This is a genomic window from Micromonospora sp. MGP-C2, from assembly GCF_057766525.1.
Window position 1 is genome coordinate 3,178,725 of the sequence record NZ_JBYMEN010000002.1, and the last position, 21,671, is coordinate 3,200,395.

Consider the following 21,671-nt stretch of genomic DNA (forward strand, 5'->3'; position numbering starts at 1 on the left):
TAGCAGTTGGCGGCCGACCACGCAGCGGTTGGTGAACTTCTGGCATCTTCTGTGAAACCGGCCACGGGACCGAGGCGGAAATGCCTGCGGGATCGGTACGGCGTAGCCTGGGAGCCGTACCCTCCGTGCCCCTGACCGGGCGGGAGGAACACACCGCGTGCCACACAAACCCGCGTGAAAGAGGCGATTACCGGCCGTGTCGACCCAGCAGACTTCGCAGGAGAACCCACTAGCGGGTTTCGGCCCGAATGAGTGGATCGTCGAGGAGATGTACCAGCGTTACCTCGCCGACCCAACGAGCGTCGATTCGGCCTGGCACGACTTCTTCGCCGACTACCGCCCGGCGCCCGGAGCGGCCACCCCGCGCGGCACCGAGTCGTCGAACAAGCCAGCCGCCGCTCCCGAGCCCGACGGCCAGCCGGAGGCAGCCGCCGAGGTGAGCCAGCCGAGCGCCAAGGCGAAGCCGGCGACCGCCACGAAGCCGGCCGCCGCGCAGTCGGCACCGGCCAAGCCCGCTGCCGCTGCGGCCACGGCCAAGGCCGCACCGGAGAAGGCCGCACCGGCCAAGCCGGCCGCCAAGGCCGCCGCGCCGGCCACTGACGGTCCGCAGACCACGCCGCTGCGTGGCGTCGCCGCGAAGATCGTCCAGAACATGGACGCCTCGCTGAGCGTGCCCACCGCGACCAGCGTCCGCGCGGTCCCGGCGAAGCTGCTGGTCGACAACCGCATCGTGATCAACAACCACCTCGCCCGGGGGCGCGGTGGCAAGGTCAGCTTCACCCACCTGGTCGGTTACGCGCTGGTCCGGGCGCTGGTCCAGCACCCGGAGATGAACAACTCCTTCGCCGAGGCCAACGGCAAGCCCGCCGTGCTCCGGCCGGCGCACGTCAACCTCGGCATCGCGATCGACCTGGCCAAGCCGGACGGCAGCCGCAACCTGGTGGTCCCCTCCATCAAGGGCTGCGAGACGATGGACTTCCGGCAGTTCTGGCAGGCGTACGAGGACGTGGTCCGGCGGGCGCGGCGCAACGAGCTGACCATGGAGGACTACTCCGGCACCACGATCTCGTTGACCAACCCGGGCGGCATCGGCACCGTGCACTCGATGCCGCGGCTGATGCAGGGCCAGAGCGCGATCATCGGCGTCGGCGCGATGGAATACCCGGCCCCCTACCAGGGCATGTCCGAGACCACCCTGGCCGAGCTGGCCGTCAGCAAGATCATCACGCTGACCAGCACGTACGACCACCGGATCATCCAGGGCGCACAGTCCGGCGAGTTCCTCAAGGTGATGCACGAGCTGATCCTGGGTGAGCACGGTTTCTACGACCAGGTCTTCACCTCGCTGCGCATCCCGTACGAGCCGGTGCGCTGGGTGCGCGACGTCGCCGTCAACTCCGAGGGTCAGATCAACAAGACCGCCCGGGTGCACGAGCTGATCCACGCGTACCGGGTGCGCGGTCACCTGATGGCCGACACCGACCCGCTGGAATTCAAGATCCGCAAGCATCCCGACCTGGACGTCCTCCAGCACGGGCTCACCCTGTGGGACCTCGACCGCGAGTTCCCGGTCAACGGCTTCGCCGGCCGGCAGCGGATGAAGCTGCGCGAGATCCTCGGCGTGCTGCGCGACTCATACTGCCGCCGGGTCGGCATCGAGTACATGCACATCCAGGACCCAGAGGAGCGTCGCTGGGTCCAGGAGCGGATCGAGCGCAAGTACGAGAAGCCGGCCGCCGACGAGCAGAAGCACGTGCTCAACCGGCTGAACGCCGCCGAGGCGTTCGAGACCTTCCTGCAGACCAAGTACGTCGGCCAGAAGCGCTTCTCGCTGGAGGGCGGCGAATCGCTCATCCCGCTGCTCGGTGAGGTGCTGGAGTCCTCGGCCGAGAACGGCCTGGACGAGGTCGTCATCGGCATGGCCCACCGGGGTCGGCTCAACGTGCTGGCGAACATCGTCGGCAAGCCGTACGAGAAGATCTTCTCGGAGTTCGAGGGCCACCTGGACCCGCGCTCGACGCAGGGCTCCGGCGACGTGAAATACCACCTGGGTCAGAACGGCAAGTTCACCACTCCCGACGGCGAGCACTCGGTCAAGGTGTCGGTGGTGGCCAACCCGTCGCACCTGGAGGCCGTGGACCCGGTGCTGGAGGGCATCGTCCGGGCCAAGCAGGACCGGATCGACCTCAAGCTCGAGGGTTACACAGTGCTGCCGCTGGCGGTGCACGGTGACGCAGCGTTCGCCGGGCAGGGCGTGGTCGCCGAGACGCTCAACCTGTCGCAGCTGCGCGGCTACCGCACCGGCGGCACCGTGCACGTGGTGGTCAACAACCAGGTCGGCTTCACCACCGCCCCGGAATACAGCCGGTCCAGCCTCTACAGCACCGACGTGGCGCGGATGATCCAGGCGCCGATCTTCCACGTCAACGGCGACGACCCGGAGGCCGTGGTCCGGGTGGCCCGGCTGGCCTTCGAATACCGGCAGACGTTCAACAAGGACGTCGTGATCGACATGGTCTGCTACCGGCGGCGCGGGCACAACGAGGGCGACGACCCGTCGATGTCCAACCCCCAGATGTACAAGATCATTGACTCGAAGCGCTCGGTCCGCAAGCTCTACACCGAGGAGCTGATCGGCCGCGGCGACATCACCGTGGAGGACGCGGAAGAGCTGCTGCGCGACTACCAGGCGCAGCTGGAGAAGGTCTTCAAGGCCACCCGGGACGCAGCGGCGGCACCGCGCCAGCTCAACCGGCCGCGCCGCGAGGAGGAGCCGGAGCCGCAGGTCGACACAGCCACCGACGCGTCAGTGGTCAAGGCGGTCGGCGAGGCGCACATCAACCTGCCGGAGGGTTTCACCCCGCACAAGCGGATCCAGCAACTGCTGGACCGGCGGGCGAAGATGTCCGTCGAGGGCAACATCGACTGGGGCTTCGGCGAGATCATCGCGCTCGGTGCGCTGCTGCACGACGGGGTCACGGTCCGGCTGGCCGGCCAGGACTCGCGTCGCGGCACGTTCGTCCAGCGGCACGCTTCGGTGGTCGACTCCCGTACCGGCGAGGACTATCTGCCACTCAAGTCGCTCACCGGCGACGGCGAGCGCTCCCGGTTCTTCGTGCACGACTCGCTGCTCAGCGAGTACGCGGCGATGGGCTTCGAGTACGGCTACTCGGTGGAGAACATCAACGCGCTGGTCGCCTGGGAGGCCCAGTTCGGTGACTTCGTCAACGGCGCCCAGTCGGTGATCGACGAGTTCATCTCGTCCGGCGAGGTGAAGTGGGGCCAGCGCTCCGCCGTCACCCTGCTGCTGCCGCACGGCCACGAGGGCCAGGGCCCGGACCACACCTCCGGCCGGCCGGAGCGGTTCCTGCAGATGTGCGCCGAGGACAACATGCGGGTGTCCATCCCGACGACCCCGGCGAACTACTTCCACCTGCTGCGCCGCCAGGCACTGTCGCCCAAGCGCAAGCCGCTGGTGGTGTTCACGCCGAAGTCGCTGCTGCGGCACAAGCTCTGCGTCTCGTCGGTGGAGGACTTCACCACCGGCACCTTCCAGCCGGTGCTGCGCGACACGGCCGCCCCGGCACCGGAGGCGGTGAAGCGGGTGCTGCTCTGCTCGGGCAAGGTCTACTACGACCTGTTCCAGGCCCGGCAGGAGCGCGGCGTCACCGACACCGCGATCCTCCGGATCGAGCAGCTCTATCCGCTGCCGGTGGAGGAGATCCGGGCCGCCCTCGCGCAGTTCCCGAACGCGGAGGACTTCGCCTGGGTGCAGGAGGAGCCGGCCAACCAGGGTGCCTGGTCGTTCGTCGCGCTCAACCTGCTGGAGCACCTCACGGACGTCCGGCTGCGGCGGATCTCCCGCCCGGCCGCGGCCGCCCCGGCGGTCGGCTCGGCCAAGACCCACGAGGTCGAGCAGAACGCGCTGATCGAGGCGGCTCTCCCCCGCCCGTGACCTGACCGCACCGCGAGAGCCGGGGCAGGGCCGTTCACCACGGTCCTGCCCCGGCTCCGTCGGTCCACCTGACCACCCGCCCGGCCCTGCCGGGCCGAGTAAGAGGACGTACCCATGTACTTCACCGACCGTGGCATCGAGGAGCTGGTCGAGCGCCGGGGCGATGAGCAGGTGACCCTGGAGTGGCTGGGCGAGCGGCTGCGCGACTTCGTCGACCTCAACCCCGACTTCGAGACGCCGATCGAGCGGTTCGCCACCTGGCTGGCCCGGCTCGACGACATCGACGAGGACTGAGCCACCCGGTGCCGGGAAGCGCCGCCCGGCTGGGCATCTGACGGGCCGCTGGCCGCTGGCGGCTGGCCGGCGCCTGCCGGTCAGCCGGTACGGGAGGCGACCGGCTCCAGGCCGGTGCGTCGCAGTTTCTGCCAGCCCAGCCGGCCGCCGGTCAACGCGGTGACCACGGCCTGGATCATCACCAGATACATCAACTGCCGGTAGACGAACTGCTGGAGCGGCAACACCCACAGCACGCCCAGCTTCTCCCGGTCCAGCCGGAACGCCACCACCGCGGTGACCAGCTGCACGCCGAGCATGACCAGCCAGGCCACCGCCGTGGCGGTCCGGTCGAGGAAGAAGAGGCCGTACAGGGCCAGCAGGTCGATCACCGGCGCTAGCAGCGGCAACAGCACGCCGAAGAGGCTGAGGAAGAACAGGCAACGCCGGGTGAACCGGCCCGACGCACCCCTGTCGAACACGGAGCGGCGATGCTTCCACATCGCCTGCATGGTGCCGTAGCTCCACCGGTAGCGCTGCTTCCAGAGCTGGCCGATGCTCGTCGGCGCCTCGGTCCAGGCTCGGGCCGTCTCCTCGTAGACGACCTTCCAGCCGGCCCGGCCGAGCGCCATGGTGACGTCGGTGTCCTCGGCCAGGGTGTCATCGGTCATTCCCCCGGCGTACCGCAGCGCCTGCCGCCGGAAACCACCGATCGCCCCTGGCACCGTCGGCATGCAGCGCAGCGTCTCGTAGAGGCGCCGGTCCAGGTTGAATCCGATCACGTACTCGATGTGCTGCCACTTGGCGATCAGACTGCGCCGGTTGCCGACCTTCACGTTGCCTGCCACCGCGCCCACCTGCGGGTCGGCGAAGGGCTGCACGAGCCGGCGGACGGCGTCGGGTTCGAAAACGGTGTCCCCGTCGACCATGACGATCAGGTCGTGCCGGGCAAGCGCCACGCCGGTGTTCAACGCGCTGGGTTTGCCACCGTTGGGCTTGCGCACCACCCGGACATTGGGCAGGCGGAGGGCGTCGACGATGTCCGCGGTCCCGTCGGTGGAGCCGTCGTCGACGACGACCACCTCGATTCCGCCGGGATGGTCGCCGCCGGCGAGTGAACGGACCGCCGCGGCGATCCCCTCCTTTTCGTTGTACGCCGGGACGATCACCGACACCGGCGCTGTGACCGGCGGCCCCCACGTCCAGTCCCCGGCCCGACGGCGCCGGGCGTGTCGCCCGGCGAGCAGGAACAGCACGGCGGTACGCCCCAGCGTGAGCACCCCGACGAGCACGAAGAGGATCCCGAACACGCTCAGCACGTGGTCGGCGCCCCGTACCGCCCAGACCAGCATCCGGCCCCGCCAGCGGTCCCCCGCGGTGGCTGCGGCACCGGATTCCGCCCGGTGGTCGACACCGGCGGCGGCGAAGGCGAGGTTCAGTCCCTCGGTCGCGGTGACGAAGCGGTATCCCCTTTCCTTCATCATGGGGATGAAGCGGTCGAGGGCGGCGACGGTCTGTGCGCGGTCGCCGCCGGCGTCGTGCCAGAGGGTGATCGCGCCCGAGGCACCGTCCGGGGTGGCGTTCTCGACGATCCTGTCGACGCCGGGCAGCGCCCAGTCCTGGCTGTCGGTGTCGTTGAGCACGGTCAGGTACCCGAGGTCACCGGCGGCGATCAGCACCGGCCAGTCCTGGTTGTCGATCGCGTCGGCATGCGAGGAGTACGGAAACCGGACCAGTGAGGTGCGCACGCCGGTGACGGCGGCGAGGGCGAGCTGGGTCTGGGCGTACTCCAGGTCTCGCCGCCATCCGGACAGCTCGCTGAGGTCGGGGTGGGTGAACGTGTGCACGCCGAGCTCGTGGCGGCCCTCGACCAGGTTGCGGGCCATGTCGGGGTGCCGGGCGACCTGCGAACCCAGCACGAAGAACGTGCCCTTGACCTGGTGGGCGTCCAGGACGCGCAGAACCTCGGGGGTCCAGACCGGGTCGGGGCCGTCGTCGAAGGTGAGCGCGATGGTCCGTTCCGGCAGGCGGTAGGAGCGGACCTGCTCGCTGTTGGCGCTGATGATCGGCCCCCCGTTCACCACCGAGGTGGGGACCTCGCGTTGCCCCTGGTTGCTGTGCTGGTGGTCCGGGGTGAAGGAGGCGTTGGTGTACGCGTTGACCAGGAGCACGCCGGTCAGGACCGCCAGAAGCATGCCGAGCAGGACCCAGCGCGGTGGCGGTACGGCCCGGCGGCGGCGGGCCGTGATCGCCGGCTCAGCCATCGGCGGGGAGTCCGTCGGTGGGGGAACCGCCGGGCTCGATGTCGATGGTTTCCTCGGGCGGGGGCGGCGGGTCCTCGGTCGAGGGTGAGTCTGCGGGTGTCGGAGCCGCCGAGGTGGTCCGCCCCGGGCTGGGCGAGGTCGGCACGCCGGCGGGGTCACCGCTCGCCGGGCGGGTGGCGCTCGGTGACCGTGTGGGGGCCGGCGAACGGGGAGCCGGGGCGACGGTGGGTGCGACCGTGGCCGCCGGCGTACGGGGGACGGCTGTCGAGGGCTCGGGGATGGCGGTGACCGCCTCGGCCTGCGGCGACTGGGGCCGTTCGGATTGCTCGACCTCGTCCAGGAAGGGGAGCACCGTGTGCGGCTCCACCATGCCGCCGGCGAAGCTGACGGCCACCAGCCCGGTGTAGGTCAGGCCCAGCAGACCGACGACGTACGCGAGCCAGCGCAGGCGGGAGCGGCGTCGGCCGCTGGGGTCGACGAAGACCGGAGGCGGTTGGGGCACGGCGGCGATCAGCGCGGTGGGGTCGTCGGAACGGTTGACCACCATGGTGGGCTCGTCGAGCGGTGCCGCCGGGAGGGCCCGGGAACCGTCGGCCATGCCTGCCGGCGTCAGCTTCCCGGTCGGCGTATCGTCGCTGCTCAAGCCCCGGGTGGTCATGGGGTGGGAGTCTAAGCGTGAATTTTTCTCAGCTCTGACGATGGCTCACTGAATGAGACGCCGACCGCACCGTCGGGCCGCGCCGGGTCGCCGCGACCACCCTGCCCGGCAGCCGGACGAGTCAGTGTCAGCCTCCGATGAAGGCGTTGATCAGCTTGTGGGGTGTGCCGTCGCCCAGCATGTCCTCAAGGTCGGGGCCCTCGGCGTTCGCCCCGACGCTACGCACGAACATTGCCTGCTCGTATTCGGCGAGCGCCGTCTCCACGTCGTCGGGGTACGCGGCGATGGCCTCGCCCAGTTCTGCGCCGTCCAACAGGGCCAGGTTGGCACCTTCGCCGTTGGGGGCCGCCAGGTGTGCGGCGTCGCCGAGCAGGGTCACCCCGGGCGTCCGGTCCCACCGGTGCTCGGCGGGCAGGGTGAAGATGTGGCGCAGGACCGGTGGGGTCTCGCCGTCGGTGACCAGAGCGGTGAGCTCAGGCGCCCAGCCGTCGAACTCCTGCACGATCCGAGCGGCGGCGACGTCGGGGTCGGTGAAGTCGATGGTGGCGAACCAGTCCTGCGGCCTGGCGAGCATCACCCAGGTGTGCAGGTTCCCGTCGCGCTCCCGGTGGGCCAGGATTCCCTTGCCCGGCTCCAGCACCATCATCGCTCCGCCGCCGACGGTTTCCGCGCTGGTCGGGTGCCGGGCATCCCCGTCGAACAGGTGGGTCTCGATGAAGGAGAAGCCGGTGTATTCGGGTGTCGCGTCGGAGAGGAACGGTCGGACCCGGGACCAGGCGCCGTCCGCGCCGACCAGCAGGTTCGTGACGACGGCAGCGCCGTCGGCGAAGGACACCTCGTGGCGGCACTCACCGAGGGTCCGGACGCCGCTGACCTTGTGGCCCCAGCGGACGGTGCCGGCGGGAAGTGAGTCGAGCAACATCTGCCGCAGTTCACCGCGCTGCACCTCGGGGCTGCCACCCGTACCGTCGTCGGGCACGTCGAGCAGGAGGGTCCTGCGCCGGTCCAGGATCCGCATCGCCTGACGCCCGTCCAGGATGAGTTTGCGGAACTCCCCGGCCAGGCCCGCCATCTCCAGCGCCGGTTGGCCGTTGTAGTCGCGGATGTCCAGCAGGCCGCCCTGGGCGCGCGTCGTCGGGGACGTCTCCGCCTCGTAGACCGTGCACGGGACGCCGCGCAGGTGCAGCACGCGGGCCAGCACCAGGCCGCCCAGACCCGCTCCGATGATCGTGACCGGTGTCGTCATGGTGGTCCTCCAGACCTGTTGGGCAACCCTGTTGGATTGCCGCTCCAAAACGACGTTAACACGCTATTGGAGCGGCGATCCAACGGGTGCGACACTAGGGCATGGCAAAGAGAACGGCGAACGGATCCGCGCAGTCCCGGCGGCGCACGGACAGCCTGTCCAGGGAGCTGATCATCCAGACCGCGATCGAGATCCTGGACAGCGACGGCGAGAGCGCCCTGACGCTGCGTGCGCTCACCGTTCGCCTGAAGACCGGCTACGGCGCGATCTACCACCACGTCGCGGACAAGGGCGACCTGCTCGCGGCCGCCACCGACGACGTCATCACCCGCGTCCTGTCCGGCACGGCCACCGCCGCAGGCCCGCGAGGCACCCTCCGCCTCCTCGCCCAGGGCCTGTTCGACGCGATCCACACCCACCCCTGGGTCGGTGCGGAACTCTCCCGGCAACCGTGGCGGCCCGCGCTGTTGGACTTCTACGAGAGCATCGGCAGGCTGCTGGACGCGCTCGCCGTCCCCGAGGACGCGCGCTTCGACGCGGCCGGGACGCTCGTGAACTATGTCCTCGGCGTCGCCGTGCAGAACGCCGCGAACGCCCGACACCTCACTGGCAGCGACGCGGACCGGCAGGCGTTCCTCAACACCACCGCCGCGCAGTGGGCGCAACTGGACCCCGCCAGGTACCCGTTCGTGCACGCTACGGTGACTCAGCTACGCGAACATGACGACCGTGAGCAGTTCCTGGCCGGCATCGACATCTTCCTGGCCGGCATCGCAGCCCTGCGCCAGAAATGACCACCTGTCGGATCAGGCGGTGGACGGGGGTCATTGGGCCTGGGTGGCGGATCTCGCGATCTTCTAGGGTGGGTACGTGGCTCGCAGCGTGTATCTGACCAGCGTCGGTTCGGGCGGGGGCAAGTCGACCATCGCCCTCGGGCTGGCGGAGCTGTTGTCCCGACAGGTCGGGCGGATCGGCGTGTTCCGGCCGCTGGTCTCCGGCACCGGCCCCGACCCGATCCTCGCCCTCTTGCACGACCGCTACCGGGTCGACCTGCCCGAGGCGGACCTGACCGGCATGACATACGCCGAAGCGGCGGCGCTCGTCGCCGACGGGCGCCGGGAGGAGCTGATCTCCCGGGTCGTCGAGCGGTACCGGGCGGTCGAGCGGCAGTGCCCGGCGGTGGTCGTGGTGGGCAGCGACTTCGACGACCCGGGTGACCCGGCCCATCCCCGGGAGCTGGCCTTCAACGCCCGGCTGGCCACCGAGTTCGGCAGTGTGGTGGTGCCGGTGGTGGACGGTTTCGAGCAGGAGCCGGCGGCCGTCGCGGCGGCCATGCGGGGCGCGTACCACGATCTGGCCGACCTGGGAGCGACAGTGCTCGCGGTGATGGCCAACCGGGTGGCCGGGCCGATGACGCTGCCCGACCTGCCGGTCCCCGCGTACGCCATCCCGGAGGTGCCGACGGTGTCGGCGCCGACGGTGGCCGAGGTGGCGGCGGCGCTCGACGCCACCCTGCTGGCCGGGGACGACGCCGCGCTCAGCCGGGACGTACTGGACTTCGTGGTCGGCGCGGCACACGTGCCGACCCTGCTGGACCACCTCACCGAGGGCGCCCTGGTGATCACCCCCGGGGACCGGGCCGACCTGCTCGTCGCCGCGAGCGCCGCGCACGTGGCCGGGCAGGTGTCGGTGGCCGGGCTGGTGCTCACGCTCGGCGAGCAGCCCGACCCCCGGGCCATGCGGCTGGTGGAGGGGCTGAACACCGGGCTCGCGGTGCTGTCCGTGCGCAGCGACAGCTACGACACGGTGGCCGCGTCCAGCCGGATCGAGGGGCGGCCCAGCGCGGCCAACCCGCGCAAGGTGGAGGCCGCACTGGGCGCTTTCGAGCGCTGCGTGGACACCGACGACCTGGCCCGCCGGTTGCGGGTCAGCCGGTCGACCCGGGTCACCCCGCTGATGTTCGAGAACGAGCTGATCGACCGGGCGCGCTCGCAACGCCGGCACCTGGTGCTGCCGGAGGGCGCCGACGACCGGATCCTGCGCGCGGCGGAGATCCTGCTCCGCCGCGGGGTGGCCGAGCTGACGCTGCTGGGCCGACCGGACGACATCACCCGGCGCACCCGCGAGCTGGGCATCGACCTCGGCGACGCGAACGTGGTCGACCCGGTCACCAGCGACTGGCGGGACGACTTCGCGGCCGAGTACGCGCGGCTGCGCGCCCATCGGGGTATGACCGCCGAGCTGGCGCACGACATCGTGGCCCAGCCCAACTACTTCGGAACCCTGATGGTGGCGACCGGGCGAGCCGACGGCATGGTCTCCGGCGCCACGCACACCACCGCCGCGACCATCCGACCGGCGTTCGAGATCATCCGTACCGTGCCGGAGGTCTCGGTCGCATCCAGCGTCTTCTTCATGCTGCTGGCGGACCGGGTGCTGGTCTACGGAGACTGCGCGGTCAACCGCGACCCGGACGCCGCCCAGCTCGCCGACATCGCGATCTCGTCGGCCGACACCGCCGCCCGGTTCGGCATCGAACCCCGGGTGGCCATGCTGTCGTACTCCACCGGCAGCTCCGGTGCCGGCGCGGACGTGGAGAAGGTCGCCGCGGCCACCGCGCTGGTCCGCGAACGCCGGCCCGACCTGCTGGTCGAGGGGCCCATCCAGTACGACGCGGCGATCGACCCGGCGGTGGCGGCCACGAAGCTGCCGGGAAGCCCGGTCGCCGGGCACGCCACAGTCTTCATCTTCCCGGACCTGAACACGGGCAACAACACCTACAAGGCGGTGCAGCGCTCGGCCGGGGCGGTCGCCGTCGGCCCGGTCATGCAGGGCCTGCGGCGGCCGGTCAACGACCTGTCCCGCGGCGCCATGGTGCCGGACATCGTCAACACCGTGGCGATCACCGCCATCCAGGCGGCCACCGAGGAGGCGTCGTGAGTCGGGTGCTGGTGCTCAACTGTGGGTCGTCGTCGGTGAAGTGGCGCCGCTACGACGGTGAGCAGGTGCTCGACCACGGCACCGTCGAGCGGGTCGGTGAGCCCGGTGGCGGCCCGGCGGACCACGCCAGCGCCGTCCGGCAGATCCTGGACGGGCTGGACCTGACCGGCCTGACGGCAGTCGGGCACCGGGTGGTGCACGGCGGCCGGAAGTTCAGCGCACCGGCGCTGGTCGACGACGCGGTCCTGGCCGCCATCAAGGACCTGGTGCCGCTCGCCCCGCTGCACAACCCGGCCAACCTGGCCGGCATCGAGGTGGCCCGCGCGGCGCTGCCGGACATCCCGCAGGTCGCCGTCTTCGACACCGCGTTCCACCACACTTTGCCGGAGGCCGCCGCGACGTACGCGATCGACCGCGAGGTCGCCGAGCGGTACGGCATCCGCCGGTACGGCTTCCACGGCACCTCGCACGCGTACGTGTCCCGCCGCACCGCGCAGCTGCTGGGCCGCCCGTACGAGCAGCTCAACACGATCACCCTGCACCTGGGCAACGGGGCGAGCGCCTGCGCGGTGGCGAACGGTCGCAGCGTCGCCACCTCGATGGGCATGTCCCCGTTGCAGGGGCTGGTGATGGGCACCCGCAGCGGTGACCTCGACCCCACGGTGATCTTCCACCTGCGCCGGGAGGGCGGGCTGTCGGTCGACGAGATCGACGACCTGCTCAACCACCGCAGCGGTCTGCTCGGGTTGACCGGCGTGAACGACATGCGCGAGGTGCTCCAGCGCCGGGCGGCCGGTGACCGGGCGGCGGAGCTGGCCTTCGACGTGTACTGCCGGCGCATCACCGGCTACGTCGGGGCGTACTACGCGCTGCTCGGCCACGTCGACGCGATCACCTTCACCGCCGGGGTCGGCGAACACGCGGCGCCGGTCCGGGCTGCCGCGCTGGCCGGCCTGGACCGGCTCGGCATCGCCGTCGACGATGTCCGCAACGGCGGCGAGGGCGACCGGGTGATCTCACCCGACGGCGCCGAGGTGAGTGTCTGTGTCATCCGCACCGACGAGGAACGGGAGATCGCCCGGCAGACCCGGGACGTGGTCGCGCGGGGCTGACGACGCGTCAGCGGCTGGCGTTGCGCCGACGCCGGGCTGGGCGCGTCGGCACGGTCCGGCACGCTCAGCCCGTCGCGAGCCAGGCGACGAGGGCGACCAGCACGACCACGACGACCGCCGCGCCGATGATCAGCGGCAGGCGGGACGGCGACTCCGCCGGCGCGGCGGCCTCCGGCGTCTGGCTGAACGCGCGGAACGCCTCGGTGTTGCCACTGGGGTCGGTGTAGTTCTCAGGCATGCCGGTGACCCTAGCGAAGCCGGTCCAGGCGCACCGCCCCCGCCCGCACCGCCCGCTCGGGTCGACCCGCCCGGCGGATCGGACCCGACCGGGTGGCGGGCACAGCCGGGCCGGACGGCGGGGTCGTTGCGCACACTCGGGCACCTACCGTGGAACCATGGGGGCGCGACGGCTGGTCGCCGTACTGGTGACGGCACTGCTGGCTGGTTGCGCGCCGGCCACCGCCACGATCGACGAGGCCACCGGGCCGGTGTCGGCGCGTCGGGCGCCCGAGGGGTCGTACGCCGTCGGCGTGCGTACGCTCACCCTCGATCCGCGCTCGGCGCGCCCACTGCCGGTGACGATCTGGTTCCCGGCATCGGCGGACAGGGTGGCGGCCGGGCGGTTCCCGGTGGTGGTCTACAGCCACGGGCTGGGCAGCCGCCCCGATCTGCACGCCGGCCTGACCACCCGCTGGGCGGCGGCGGGGTTCGTGGTGGCCGCTCCCGCGTACCCGCACACCCGGCAGGGCGCCGCCCACTTCACCCGGGCCGACGTCCGCAACCAGCCGGCCGACGCGTGGCGGCTGATCCGGCACCTCGGGCGGCTCGACCGCGACCGCGAGGATCCGCTCGCCGGTCACCTGGACCTGACGTCGGTCGCCGCCGCAGGGCACTCGGCGGGCGGTTTCACCACCTCCGGCATGTTCAGCGAGGGGCACCCGGCCCGGTTGCGTGCCGGGATCGTGATCGCCGGGGGCGGGTTGCCCGGCAGCTTCGCGGGGCCGGTCGCGCCGGTGCTCTTCGTGCACGGCACAGCCGACGCCGTGGTGCCGCTGACGGTCGGACGGGCGGCGTACGGGCGTACCCCCGGCCCGGCCGCGTTCCTCAGCCTGCTCGGCCAGGACCACGGCGCGTACCTCACGCCGGGCCATCCGGGTTTCGCCCCGGTCCTCGCCACCACCACCGACTTCCTGCGCTGGACGCTGTACGGGGACAAGGCGGCGGGAGCCCGTCTCCCGGCCGACGCCCGCACTCCCCTGACCCGCTACGACTTCCGTCCCGCCCACTGAACCCGGCCGAGTCGTTACGGTCTTCCGATGGACGAGCTTGCGTGCCGGCAGTTGGCGAGCATCGCCGAGGTGGTCGCGGTGACCGGGGCGGACGGTATCCCGGTGTGGCTGCGCGGTGGCTGGGCGATGGATTTCCAGCTCGGCACGGTGACCCGTCCGCACCTGGACGTCGACTGGTACTGCTGGCGCGACGACGCGGACCGGCTGGCCGACCTGTTGCTGGCCCGGGGCTGGCTTCCCGACCCGAGAATGCCGGTGGAGTCGCAGTTGGACCTGTTCGCCGCCGACGTGGAGGTCAGCTTCGCGTACCTGGGTCGCGATGCCGCCGGGCGACCGACGGTGGGTGCCGGGTCCTGGGCCGGCACCCCGCTGCCAGCCCGGATGCTGGACGCCCCACCCGGCCGGATCGGCCCGCTCACCGCGCCGACCATCTCGGTGGCGGCCCAGATCGAGTTCAAGCAGATGTACCCGGTCTGGATGCCGGAACGTCCCCGCCGCCCGAAGGACGCCGAGGACCTGGCCCGGCTGCGCGCCCGTTCTGGTCGAGCAGGTCCTCGTACACCCCGACCTTGAAGGTGATCAGGTCCAGGCACTGGGCGAGCCGGCCGAGCTGGTCGGTGACGCGCCCGTGGTGCTCGCGCAGGAGCACGAGTCGTTCCTCCTCGTTGCCCTCGCCCTCGCGAACGAGGTCGGCGTAGCGGCGGAGCGCGGGCAGCGGCATGCCGGAGGCGCGGAGGATGATGCAGACGCTCAGCCAGTCGACGTCGTCCTGGCTGTAGACGCGACGCCCGGCGGGCCCACGGCGTACGGGGCTGACGAAGACACCCTGCTGCTCGTAGAAGCGGAGCGCGTGCACGCTCAAGCCGGTGCGTTCGGCGACCTGTCCGATGCTCAGACTCGCGGTGACCTCAGCCATGCCGAGCAGGGTAGCGAGGGTTGACCTAGAGCCGACTCTAGCTCCTACGGTGCCAGGTGATCACTACTGAATCACCTAGGAGCATCGGCATGCGCTATCGCACCCTCGGCGGCACCGGCATCGAGGTGAGCACCCACTGCCTCGGAACCATGATGTTCGGTGCCGTCAGAAACCCCGACCACGACGACTGCGTCCGCATCGTCCACTCCGCCCTCGACCAGGGCATCAACGTCGTCGACACCGCAGACATGTACGGCCGCGGCGAGTCCGAACAGATCGTGGGCAAGGCGCTGCGCGGGCGCCGCGACGACGTCGTGCTCGCCACCAAGGTGCACTTCCCGATGGGCGAGGGCCCGAACCAGGGTGGCAACTCGCGGCGCTGGATCCTCAAGGCGGTCGAGGGGAGCCTCCGGCGCTTGGAAACCGACTGGATCGACCTCTACCAGGTGCACCGTCCTGACCCCTCGACCGACATCGAGGAGACACTCTCGGTGCTCACCGACCTCGTCCGCGAAGGCAAGATCCGCGCCTTCGGCTGCTCGACGTTCCCCGCCGAGGAGATCGTCGAGGCACACCAGGTCTCCGAGCGCCGCGGCCTCGGACGCCTGCGCACCGAGCAGCCGCCGTACTCGATCCTGGCCCGCGGCGTCGAGGCCTCGACCCTGCCGGTCTGCCAGCGCTACGGCATGGGGGTGCTGGTCTGGAGCCCGCTCGCCTTCGGGTTTCTCAGCGGGAAGTACCGCAGGGACCAGCCCGTCGACCTGTCGGCCGGGCGTGCCGCCCTGCGGCCGGCGCAGTTCGATCCCACGATCGCCGAGAACGCCGCCAAGCTCGACGCCGTCGAGCAGCTCGTCGACCTCGCGGCCAGCATCGGCTGCACGCTTCCACAGCTCGCCATCGCCTTCACCGTCGCCCATCCGGCCGTCACCTCGGCGATCATCGGACCGCGGACCATGCCGCAACTGGAGGACCTGCTCAAGGGCGCCCCGCTCACCCTGGACGACGCGACCCTCGACCGGATCGACGAGATAGTGCCGCCCGGCACCAACCTGTACAACCCGAACGCCGCCTTCCGGCTGCGTTCCCTGACCGACACGGCGCTGCGGCGGCGCCCCCTCGCCGACCGTGCTGCGGCCTGACTGAGCCTGACGCCGGGACGCAGCGGTCGGTGATCGGGCGGGCACAGCGCGTCGAAGCCCGCCGGCCGGGTCCACCGGGCAGGGCACAATTGGATTCATGTCGCGTCGCGTCACTCCCGCACTGATGGCCAGCACCGTGCTGATGGCCGGTCTGGTCGGCTGCTCAGCGGACAACCGCCCGAGTCAGAGCGGGCAGGCACCGCCGGTCGAGCCGAAGGCCGCCGCCACGCCGACACCGCAGGTCCCCGCCGGAAGGGCCCCGCAGCGCGCCTTCGCGGTCGGCGTACGCCAACTGAAGCTGGACCGGGACGGCCGCGCGCTGCCGACGACGCTCTGGTACCCGGCGGCCGGGCAGTCCGGCGGCGCGGCCAAGCGGTCGGCGACGGCGGCGGAGGGCCGGTTCCCGGTGGTGATGTTCAGTCACGGTCTGGGTGGGCGGCCGGACGACTACACCACCCTGCTGACCCGCTGGGCGGCGGCGGGTTTCGTGGTGGCCGCGCCGACGTTCCCGCACACCTCCCGGGGCGCGGACAACAACGTCCTCGACGTGCTCAACCAACCGGCTGACGTGTCGTACGCGTTGGATCAGGTGCTGGCGTTGGACGGCAAGGCCGGCGACGCGTTGCGCGGCCGGTTGGACGGCGAGCGGGTGGCCGCGGCCGGGCACTCGGCGGGCGGGGTGACCACCATCGGTCTGTTCACCGCGAGCAGGGACGAGCGGCTGGACGCGGGTGTGGTGTTCGCCGGCACGGCGCTCGGTGTGGGCACCGCGTTCGCCGGGGCGGCCGCCCCGCAACTGTTCGTGCACGGCGAGTTGGACGAGGTGGTCGAGTACGCGGCGGGCAAGGCCGCGTACGACAAGGTGCCCTGGCCGAAGGCGATGCTGAGCCTGCCCAAGGGCGACCACGGGCGGGCGCTGCTCAGCGACGGCGCCACGCTGCGGGTCGTCTCGGACACGTCGGTCGAGTTCCTGCGCTGGTCGCTCTACGGCGACCCGGACGCCAAGAAGCGCATCCCCACCGACGCGACCCGCGGCGACATCGCCACCTTCGACGACCACCTCTGACCCGACCGGGCCGAAAACGGCGAAGATCCGCGCAACATCAGTGATGTTGCTGCCTCAGCGCGCCCCGAGGCAGCAGTTTCCCCGATGTTGCGCGGATCATGACGGGCGTCAGGCCGTGTGGTCGATGACGATCTTGCCGAAGGCGTCGCCGGAGTGCAGCCGGGCGAAGGCGTCCTCCACACGGCTGAACGGCACCACGCTGTCCACCACCGGGCGCACCTCGTTGTCGGAACAGAACGCCAGCAGCTCGTACAGCTCCCCCGGCGTGCCCATCGACGTGCCCAGGATCTCCAGCTGCATCGCGAAGAGCCGGCGCAGGTTGACCGCCGGCTGGTGCCCGGCGGTCGCCCCGGAGACCACGATCCGAGCCATCGGCGCGGCCGACTTCAGCGAGTGGTCGAAGGTCGCCGCACCGACCGTCTCGATCACCACGTCGACCCGTTCCGGCAGCCGGGCACCGGGTTCCACGGCGGTGGCGCCGAGGGCGGAGATCCGTTCCCGCTTGGCGGCGTCGCGGCTGGTCGCGTACACCCGCTTGCCCATCGCGACGGCAAGCGCGACGGCCGCGGTGGCGACGCCACCTCCCGCGCCCTGCACCAGCACGCTGTCGGCGTCCGCGACACGGCCCTTGGTGGTCAGCATCCGCCACGCGGTCAGCCAGGCCGTGGGCAGGCACGCCGCGTCGGTCGCCGACATGCCGTCGGGTAGCGGGATCAGGTTCGATCGGGGTACGGCGACCCGCTCGGCGAGCGTCCCGGCGAAGTGCTCGGAGAGGATGGAGACCCCGCGCGGGTCACCGGGGGTGACGACCACCGGGTACACGACCACCGGGCGCCCCTCCGGGTCCAGCCCGACCGCGTCGCAGCCGAGGATCATCGGCAGCTGGGCCTCGGTGAGGCCCACCCCGCGCAATGACCAGAGGTCGTGGTGGTTGAGCGAGGTGGCGCGCAACTGCACGGTCACCCAGTCGTCGGCCGGGTGGGTCGGCTCGGGCTGCTCACCGACAGTGAGCGCGGTGAGCGGGTCGGCGTCGTTGAAGCGGGAGGCGAAGGCAGCACGCATGATCGGCACGGTAACAAGCTGAGCGCCCGTTAAGAAGCCGTGCGCACAGGCCGGCGGCGCATGCTGCGCCGGAGCGCCCCCGGCCCATGCGTGCGCACACACCGGCGGCGCATGCTGCGCCCCCGGCCCGTGCGTCCTCAGCGGCGGGCGACGCCGTCGCGGCGGGCTGCCTCGGCGACCGCCTCGGCCACGGCCGGCGCGACGCGCGGGTCGAGCGGAGACGGGACGATCGCGTCCACGGTCAGCGACTCGGCCACCACGCCGGCGATGGCGTCCGCGGCGGCGACCTTCATCGCCTCGGTGATCCGGGTGGCGCCGGCGTCGAGCGCGCCCCGGAACACCCCGGGGAAGGCCAGCACGTTGTTGATCTGGTTGGGGTAGTCACTGCGACCGGTGGCGACCACCGCGACGTGCCGTGCGGCCACCTCGGGGTCCACCTCCGGGGTCGGGTTGGCCAGTGCGAACACGATCCCGTCGGGCGCCATGCCCGCCACCGCGCTCTCGGGAATCTGCCCACCGGAGACCCCGATCAGCACGTCCGCGCCGCGCAGCGCCTCGGTGATGTCGCCGTGGCGACCCTCGGCGTTGGTGCTCGCCGCCAGCTCGGCCTTGGTGCCGGTCAGCTCGGTGCGGTGCCGGCCGATGATCCCCTTGGAGTCGCAGACCACCACCTGGTCGGGGTTGACGCCCCCGGCGATCAGCATCTTCGTCACGGCCACCCCGGCCGCGCCCGCACCGCTCACCGCGACCCGCAGGTCGCCCAGCTTGCGGTTGAGCAGAGTGGCCGCGTTGCGCAGCGCGGCGAGCACCACGATCGCGGTGCCGTGCTGGTCGTCGTGGAAGACCGGGATGTCCAGCGCCTCGTCGAGCCGGCGCTCCACCTCGAAGCAGCGGGGCGCGCTGATGTCCTCCAGGTTGATCCCGCCGAACGACGGGGCCAGCGCCCGCACCACGGCGACGATCTCGTCCACGTCCTGGGTGTCCAGACAGATCGGCACCGCGTCCACCCCGCCGAACTGCTTGAACAGCACCGCCTTGCCCTCCATCACCGGCAGCGCCGCGCGCGGGCCGATGTTGCCGAGCCCGAGCACCGCCGAGCCGTCGGTGACCACCGCGACGGCGTGCGCCGCCCAGGTGTAGTCGTCGGCCAGGCCGGGGTCGGCGGCGATCGCCTCACACACCCGGGCCACCCCCGGGGTGTACGCCAGGGAGAGGTCTTCCCGGCTGGTGAGCGGCACGGTCGAGGCGACGGCCATCTTGCCGCCCCGGTGCAGCAGGAAGACGGGATCAGCGGGGTCCACGGTGGACGAAGACATGGTGGTGACTCCAGTATCTGTCGAGCAGACGGGGCGGCCGGCCCTGCCGCGAGGTGGGCGGCGAGCGGTGGCACGCTGTGCGGGGGGTCACCCGGGCACTTTCCGAGCATAGTGTCGGCACTGCCCGTCGGATGTGAGCAGGGTCATATCCGCCGGCGAGGAACCCGCCCCGGACGCGGCCAGTAACGGGCCACCACCCGCCCCCGCACGTCGGCCACCCCGTACGCCCGGGAGTCGTCGGTGATCAGGTCGTTGTCCCCGTGCAGCCACCAGCCGCCGTCCTGCGGCCGGACCGCGCGCTTCACCACCAGCAGCTCGGGACGGGTCCGGAAGACCGCGACCACCACGTCCCCGGGCCGGATCGGGCGGCCACCGGGGCGTACCAGTACCGCGTCGCCGTGCCGCAGCGTCGGCGCCATGGACGGTCCGGTCACCAGAACGGCGGTGAGAGGTCTCCGCAACCGGGCCGCCTCACCCGGGTGATCGGTGCCCACTGGTTTCACCTCCACCCGGTTCGGGGAGCATTCCCAGGAGTAATGTCGCCTTTGATCATCGCAAACTTCCCATGGAGGATCCCGATGCGACTTCCGCGCATCCTTGCGCCCCGCGTCACCGCGAGCGCTCACTGCGACCTGCCGTGCGGTGTCTACGATCCGGCTCAGGCTCGGATCGAGGCCGAATCGGTCAAAATGATCTGCGAGAAGTACCAGGCGAACACCGACCCGGAGTTCCGCACCCGCGCCATCATCATCAAGGAGCAGCGCGCCGAGCTGGTCAAGCACCACCTGTGGGTGCTCTGGACCGACTACTTCAAGGCGCCGCACTTCGAGAAGTACCCGAACCTGCACACCCTGTTCAACGAGGCCACCAAGCTCGCCGGTGCCGGTGGCGTCAAGGGCAGCCTCGACCCGGCCACCGCCGACAAGCTGCTCGGCAAGATCGACGAGATCTCGAAGATCTTCTGGGAGACCAAGAAGGCGTGACCACCCCGGTCATCCCGACGATCCGGCCGGTACGTCCCGAGGACGTACCGGCCGTCGTCGCCATGGTGCACGAGCTGGCGGAGTACGAACGTGCCCCGGAGCAGTGCCACCTGAGCGTCGACCAACTGACCTCGGCCCTGTTCGCGACTGTTCCAGGTCGTGGCGCGGCGTCAGACGCGCCGAGTTGGAATGGTCGTCCGACTGCTCCGGCGCTCTTCGGGCACGTCGCGGTGAACGAGCGCGACGAGCCGATCGGCTTCGCGCTGTGGTTCCTCAACTTCTCCACCTGGGCCGGGGTGCACGGCATCTACCTGGAAGATCTCTACGTCCGGCCGGCAGCTCGCGGCTCCGGGGCCGGTCGGCTGCTGCTCGCCACCCTGGCCGACATCTGCGTACGACGCGGATACCGGCGACTGGAGTGGTGGATGATCAACTGGAACCCGGCCGCCGGGTTCTACGCCTCGATCGGGGCGGAGCAGATGAGCGAGTGGGTCCCCTACCGACTCAGCGGGGACGCCCTGAGCCGGTTGGCCGGCCAGGCCACCAACGTCGGCACGCGTACGGGCGACTGACCGGGTAGAGTCCCCGACCGGGGGGATGAGGCGTGACTCAACTGACTGGCCAGGCAGCAATCGACGACGACGTGGTGCACCTCACGGTGCCCGCCGACGGCGGTTACCTCGGCGTGCTCCGCACCGCCACCGCCGGTCTGGCGGCCCGGTTGCAGTTCGCGCTCGACGAGATCGAGGATCTCCGGATCGCGGTCGACGAGGCGTGCGCCATGCTGCTCGCCATCGCCACCCGCGACGCCGAGCTGGAGTGCCGCTTCGCGGTCACCGAGGACGCGCTGACCGTCGAGGTGACAGTGCCGACCGTGCGGGGCGCCACGCTGCCCGGCGAGTCGTCCTTCGCCTGGAAGGTGCTCACCGCGCTGACCACCTCGGCATCGGCCACGGCCGCCGACGGTCGGGCCACGATCGCGCTGCTCACCCGCCGCTCCGGCAGCTACTGACCGACCCGGCGCACACCGGCAGTCACTCGAAGCCGAGCGCCCGGGTCGTCGGAGGGCTGACCAGCAGCCAGCCCACGCCCAGGCCGAGCGCCATCAACGGCACACCCAGCCAGGCCAGCCCGGCCTGAATCATGAACCACCCGATCGGCAGCAGCATGAGCTGGAGCACGATCGCGGGGGCCCGTGCGCCCGCCTGGAGGCGCAGCAGGGCCCGGCCCAGCGCCCAGAGCACCACCGCAGCTCCGATGGCGAACACCGTCACCAGCAGCGCCGACAGCAGATCGGTGGTGGTGGCCGTGAGGTCGGCCCAGATCAGCCACACCGCGATCAACCCGACGACGGCGGCCTCCGCCCACAGCAGCCGGACCGCCCAGCGGAGCGTGACGGGAAACGGGGCCGAGTCGATGGTCACGCGCGCCACGATACCCGGGCTTTCGGGA

Annotated in this window: 21 protein-coding genes; 12 read left to right on the forward strand and 9 right to left on the reverse strand. The window is 71.3% G+C overall.

Translation table 11 applies throughout. From position 1 onward, the window contains the following. Window positions 1–196 precede the first annotated feature (196 nt). On the forward strand, window positions 197–3,955 hold the full coding sequence (locus AC3CF1_RS14230; RefSeq protein ID WP_354982393.1) for a multifunctional oxoglutarate decarboxylase/oxoglutarate dehydrogenase thiamine pyrophosphate-binding subunit/dihydrolipoyllysine-residue succinyltransferase subunit: 3,759 nt from the start codon (window positions 197–199) through the stop codon (window positions 3,953–3,955). Window positions 3,956–4,069: 114 nt separating this feature from the next. Next, complete coding sequence (locus tag AC3CF1_RS14235; RefSeq protein WP_088949992.1) at window positions 4,070–4,249, forward strand: DUF6104 family protein; 180 nt, start codon at window positions 4,070–4,072, stop codon at window positions 4,247–4,249. Between the two features lie 80 nt (window positions 4,250–4,329). Here the strand turns inward: AC3CF1_RS14235 and AC3CF1_RS14240 are convergent, their stop codons facing one another. From AC3CF1_RS14240 to AC3CF1_RS14250, 3 genes are all read right to left on the reverse strand, one after another. Continuing rightward, window positions 4,330–6,492: a bifunctional polysaccharide deacetylase/glycosyltransferase family 2 protein gene (locus AC3CF1_RS14240; RefSeq protein ID WP_354982394.1), complete on the reverse strand. Its 2,163-nt coding sequence runs from the start codon at window positions 6,490–6,492 to the stop codon at window positions 4,330–4,332. Continuing rightward, the gene (locus AC3CF1_RS14245; protein WP_488450636.1) at window positions 6,485–7,150 is read right to left on the reverse strand and encodes a hypothetical protein; all 666 of its coding nucleotides are present in this window, start codon (window positions 7,148–7,150) and stop codon (window positions 6,485–6,487) included. Before AC3CF1_RS14245 ends, AC3CF1_RS14240 begins: the two co-directional genes overlap by 8 nt. A 127-nt stretch (window positions 7,151–7,277) precedes the next feature. Continuing rightward, window positions 7,278–8,396, reverse strand: coding sequence for an FAD-dependent oxidoreductase (locus AC3CF1_RS14250; RefSeq protein WP_488450637.1), 1,119 nt, complete (start codon window positions 8,394–8,396; stop codon window positions 7,278–7,280). A gap of 101 nt (window positions 8,397–8,497) precedes the next feature. Here AC3CF1_RS14250 and AC3CF1_RS14255 point away from each other — a divergent pair, with 101 nt between their 5' ends. The 3 genes from AC3CF1_RS14255 (at window position 8,498) to AC3CF1_RS14265 (ending at window position 12,448) form a co-directional block, all read left to right on the forward strand. Then, window positions 8,498–9,190 carry a TetR/AcrR family transcriptional regulator gene (locus AC3CF1_RS14255; protein WP_488450638.1) on the forward strand — a complete coding sequence of 231 codons (693 nt, stop codon included), beginning with the start codon at window positions 8,498–8,500 and terminating at the stop codon, window positions 9,188–9,190. Window positions 9,191–9,266: 76 nt separating this feature from the next. Next, entirely contained in the window at window positions 9,267–11,336 is a 2,070-nt protein-coding gene (pta, locus tag AC3CF1_RS14260) for a phosphate acetyltransferase (protein WP_088949997.1), read from the forward strand. Then, window positions 11,333–12,448: an acetate/propionate family kinase gene (locus tag AC3CF1_RS14265; protein ID WP_355161296.1), complete on the forward strand. Its 1,116-nt coding sequence runs from the start codon at window positions 11,333–11,335 to the stop codon at window positions 12,446–12,448. Before pta ends, AC3CF1_RS14265 begins: the two co-directional genes overlap by 4 nt. Before the next feature lie 64 nt (window positions 12,449–12,512). On the opposite strand, the gene AC3CF1_RS14270 is transcribed toward AC3CF1_RS14265, so the two are convergent. After that, window positions 12,513–12,686 (reverse strand): hypothetical protein, encoded by a 174-nt coding sequence (locus tag AC3CF1_RS14270; RefSeq protein WP_488450639.1) that lies wholly within the window; start codon window positions 12,684–12,686, stop codon window positions 12,513–12,515. 157 nt (window positions 12,687–12,843) lie between these two features. Here AC3CF1_RS14270 and AC3CF1_RS14275 point away from each other — a divergent pair, with 157 nt between their 5' ends. Together AC3CF1_RS14275 and AC3CF1_RS14280 are read left to right on the forward strand one after the other, a co-directional pair. Then, on the forward strand, window positions 12,844–13,737 hold the full coding sequence (locus AC3CF1_RS14275) for an alpha/beta hydrolase family protein (protein WP_355163051.1): 894 nt from the start codon (window positions 12,844–12,846) through the stop codon (window positions 13,735–13,737). Between the two features lie 27 nt (window positions 13,738–13,764). After that, on the forward strand, window positions 13,765–14,310 hold the full coding sequence (locus AC3CF1_RS14280; protein ID WP_488450640.1) for a nucleotidyltransferase domain-containing protein: 546 nt from the start codon (window positions 13,765–13,767) through the stop codon (window positions 14,308–14,310). Here AC3CF1_RS14280 and AC3CF1_RS14285 read toward each other — a convergent pair. Beyond that, window positions 14,192–14,653 (reverse strand): MerR family transcriptional regulator, encoded by a 462-nt coding sequence (locus tag AC3CF1_RS14285; RefSeq protein WP_488450641.1) that lies wholly within the window; start codon window positions 14,651–14,653, stop codon window positions 14,192–14,194. The genes AC3CF1_RS14280 and AC3CF1_RS14285 overlap by 119 nt on opposite strands. A gap of 89 nt (window positions 14,654–14,742) precedes the next feature. Between AC3CF1_RS14285 and AC3CF1_RS14290 the strand changes: the two genes are divergently transcribed. Both AC3CF1_RS14290 and AC3CF1_RS14295 read left to right on the forward strand, forming a co-directional pair. Beyond that, entirely contained in the window at window positions 14,743–15,792 is a 1,050-nt protein-coding gene (locus tag AC3CF1_RS14290) for an aldo/keto reductase (protein ID WP_488452081.1), read from the forward strand. 97 nt (window positions 15,793–15,889) lie between these two features. Further along, window positions 15,890–16,858 (forward strand): alpha/beta hydrolase family protein, encoded by a 969-nt coding sequence (locus AC3CF1_RS14295; protein WP_488450642.1) that lies wholly within the window; start codon window positions 15,890–15,892, stop codon window positions 16,856–16,858. Between the two features lie 108 nt (window positions 16,859–16,966). Here the strand turns inward: AC3CF1_RS14295 and AC3CF1_RS14300 are convergent, their stop codons facing one another. The 3 genes from AC3CF1_RS14300 to AC3CF1_RS14310 form a co-directional block, all read right to left on the reverse strand. Next, window positions 16,967–17,929, reverse strand: coding sequence for a zinc-binding dehydrogenase (locus AC3CF1_RS14300; RefSeq protein ID WP_488450643.1), 963 nt, complete (start codon window positions 17,927–17,929; stop codon window positions 16,967–16,969). Window positions 17,930–18,057: 128 nt separating this feature from the next. After that, complete coding sequence (locus AC3CF1_RS14305) at window positions 18,058–19,236, reverse strand: NAD(P)-dependent malic enzyme (RefSeq protein ID WP_488450644.1); 1,179 nt, start codon at window positions 19,234–19,236, stop codon at window positions 18,058–18,060. Window positions 19,237–19,379: 143 nt separating this feature from the next. Then, a complete protein-coding gene (locus AC3CF1_RS14310; protein ID WP_172862103.1) occupies window positions 19,380–19,745 on the reverse strand; it encodes a S24/S26 family peptidase in 366 nt (121 codons plus the stop codon). 69 nt (window positions 19,746–19,814) lie between these two features. On the opposite strand from AC3CF1_RS14310, the gene sodN reads away from it, so the two are divergent. The 3 genes from sodN to AC3CF1_RS14325 are packed head-to-tail and all read left to right on the forward strand — an operon-like array spanning window position 19,815 to window position 21,231. Then, on the forward strand, window positions 19,815–20,219 hold the full coding sequence (sodN, locus tag AC3CF1_RS14315) for a superoxide dismutase, Ni (RefSeq protein WP_099848348.1): 405 nt from the start codon (window positions 19,815–19,817) through the stop codon (window positions 20,217–20,219). Next, the gene (locus AC3CF1_RS14320; RefSeq protein WP_488450645.1) at window positions 20,216–20,791 is read left to right on the forward strand and encodes a GNAT family N-acetyltransferase; all 576 of its coding nucleotides are present in this window, start codon (window positions 20,216–20,218) and stop codon (window positions 20,789–20,791) included. The genes sodN and AC3CF1_RS14320 overlap by 4 nt, the downstream gene beginning before the upstream one ends. A gap of 32 nt (window positions 20,792–20,823) precedes the next feature. Next, on the forward strand, window positions 20,824–21,231 hold the full coding sequence (locus AC3CF1_RS14325; protein WP_088950009.1) for an ATP-binding protein: 408 nt from the start codon (window positions 20,824–20,826) through the stop codon (window positions 21,229–21,231). Window positions 21,232–21,253: 22 nt separating this feature from the next. Here the strand turns inward: AC3CF1_RS14325 and AC3CF1_RS14330 are convergent, their stop codons facing one another. Then, window positions 21,254–21,643 (reverse strand): hypothetical protein, encoded by a 390-nt coding sequence (locus tag AC3CF1_RS14330; RefSeq protein ID WP_088950010.1) that lies wholly within the window; start codon window positions 21,641–21,643, stop codon window positions 21,254–21,256. Between the last annotated feature and the right edge of the window lie 28 nt (window positions 21,644–21,671).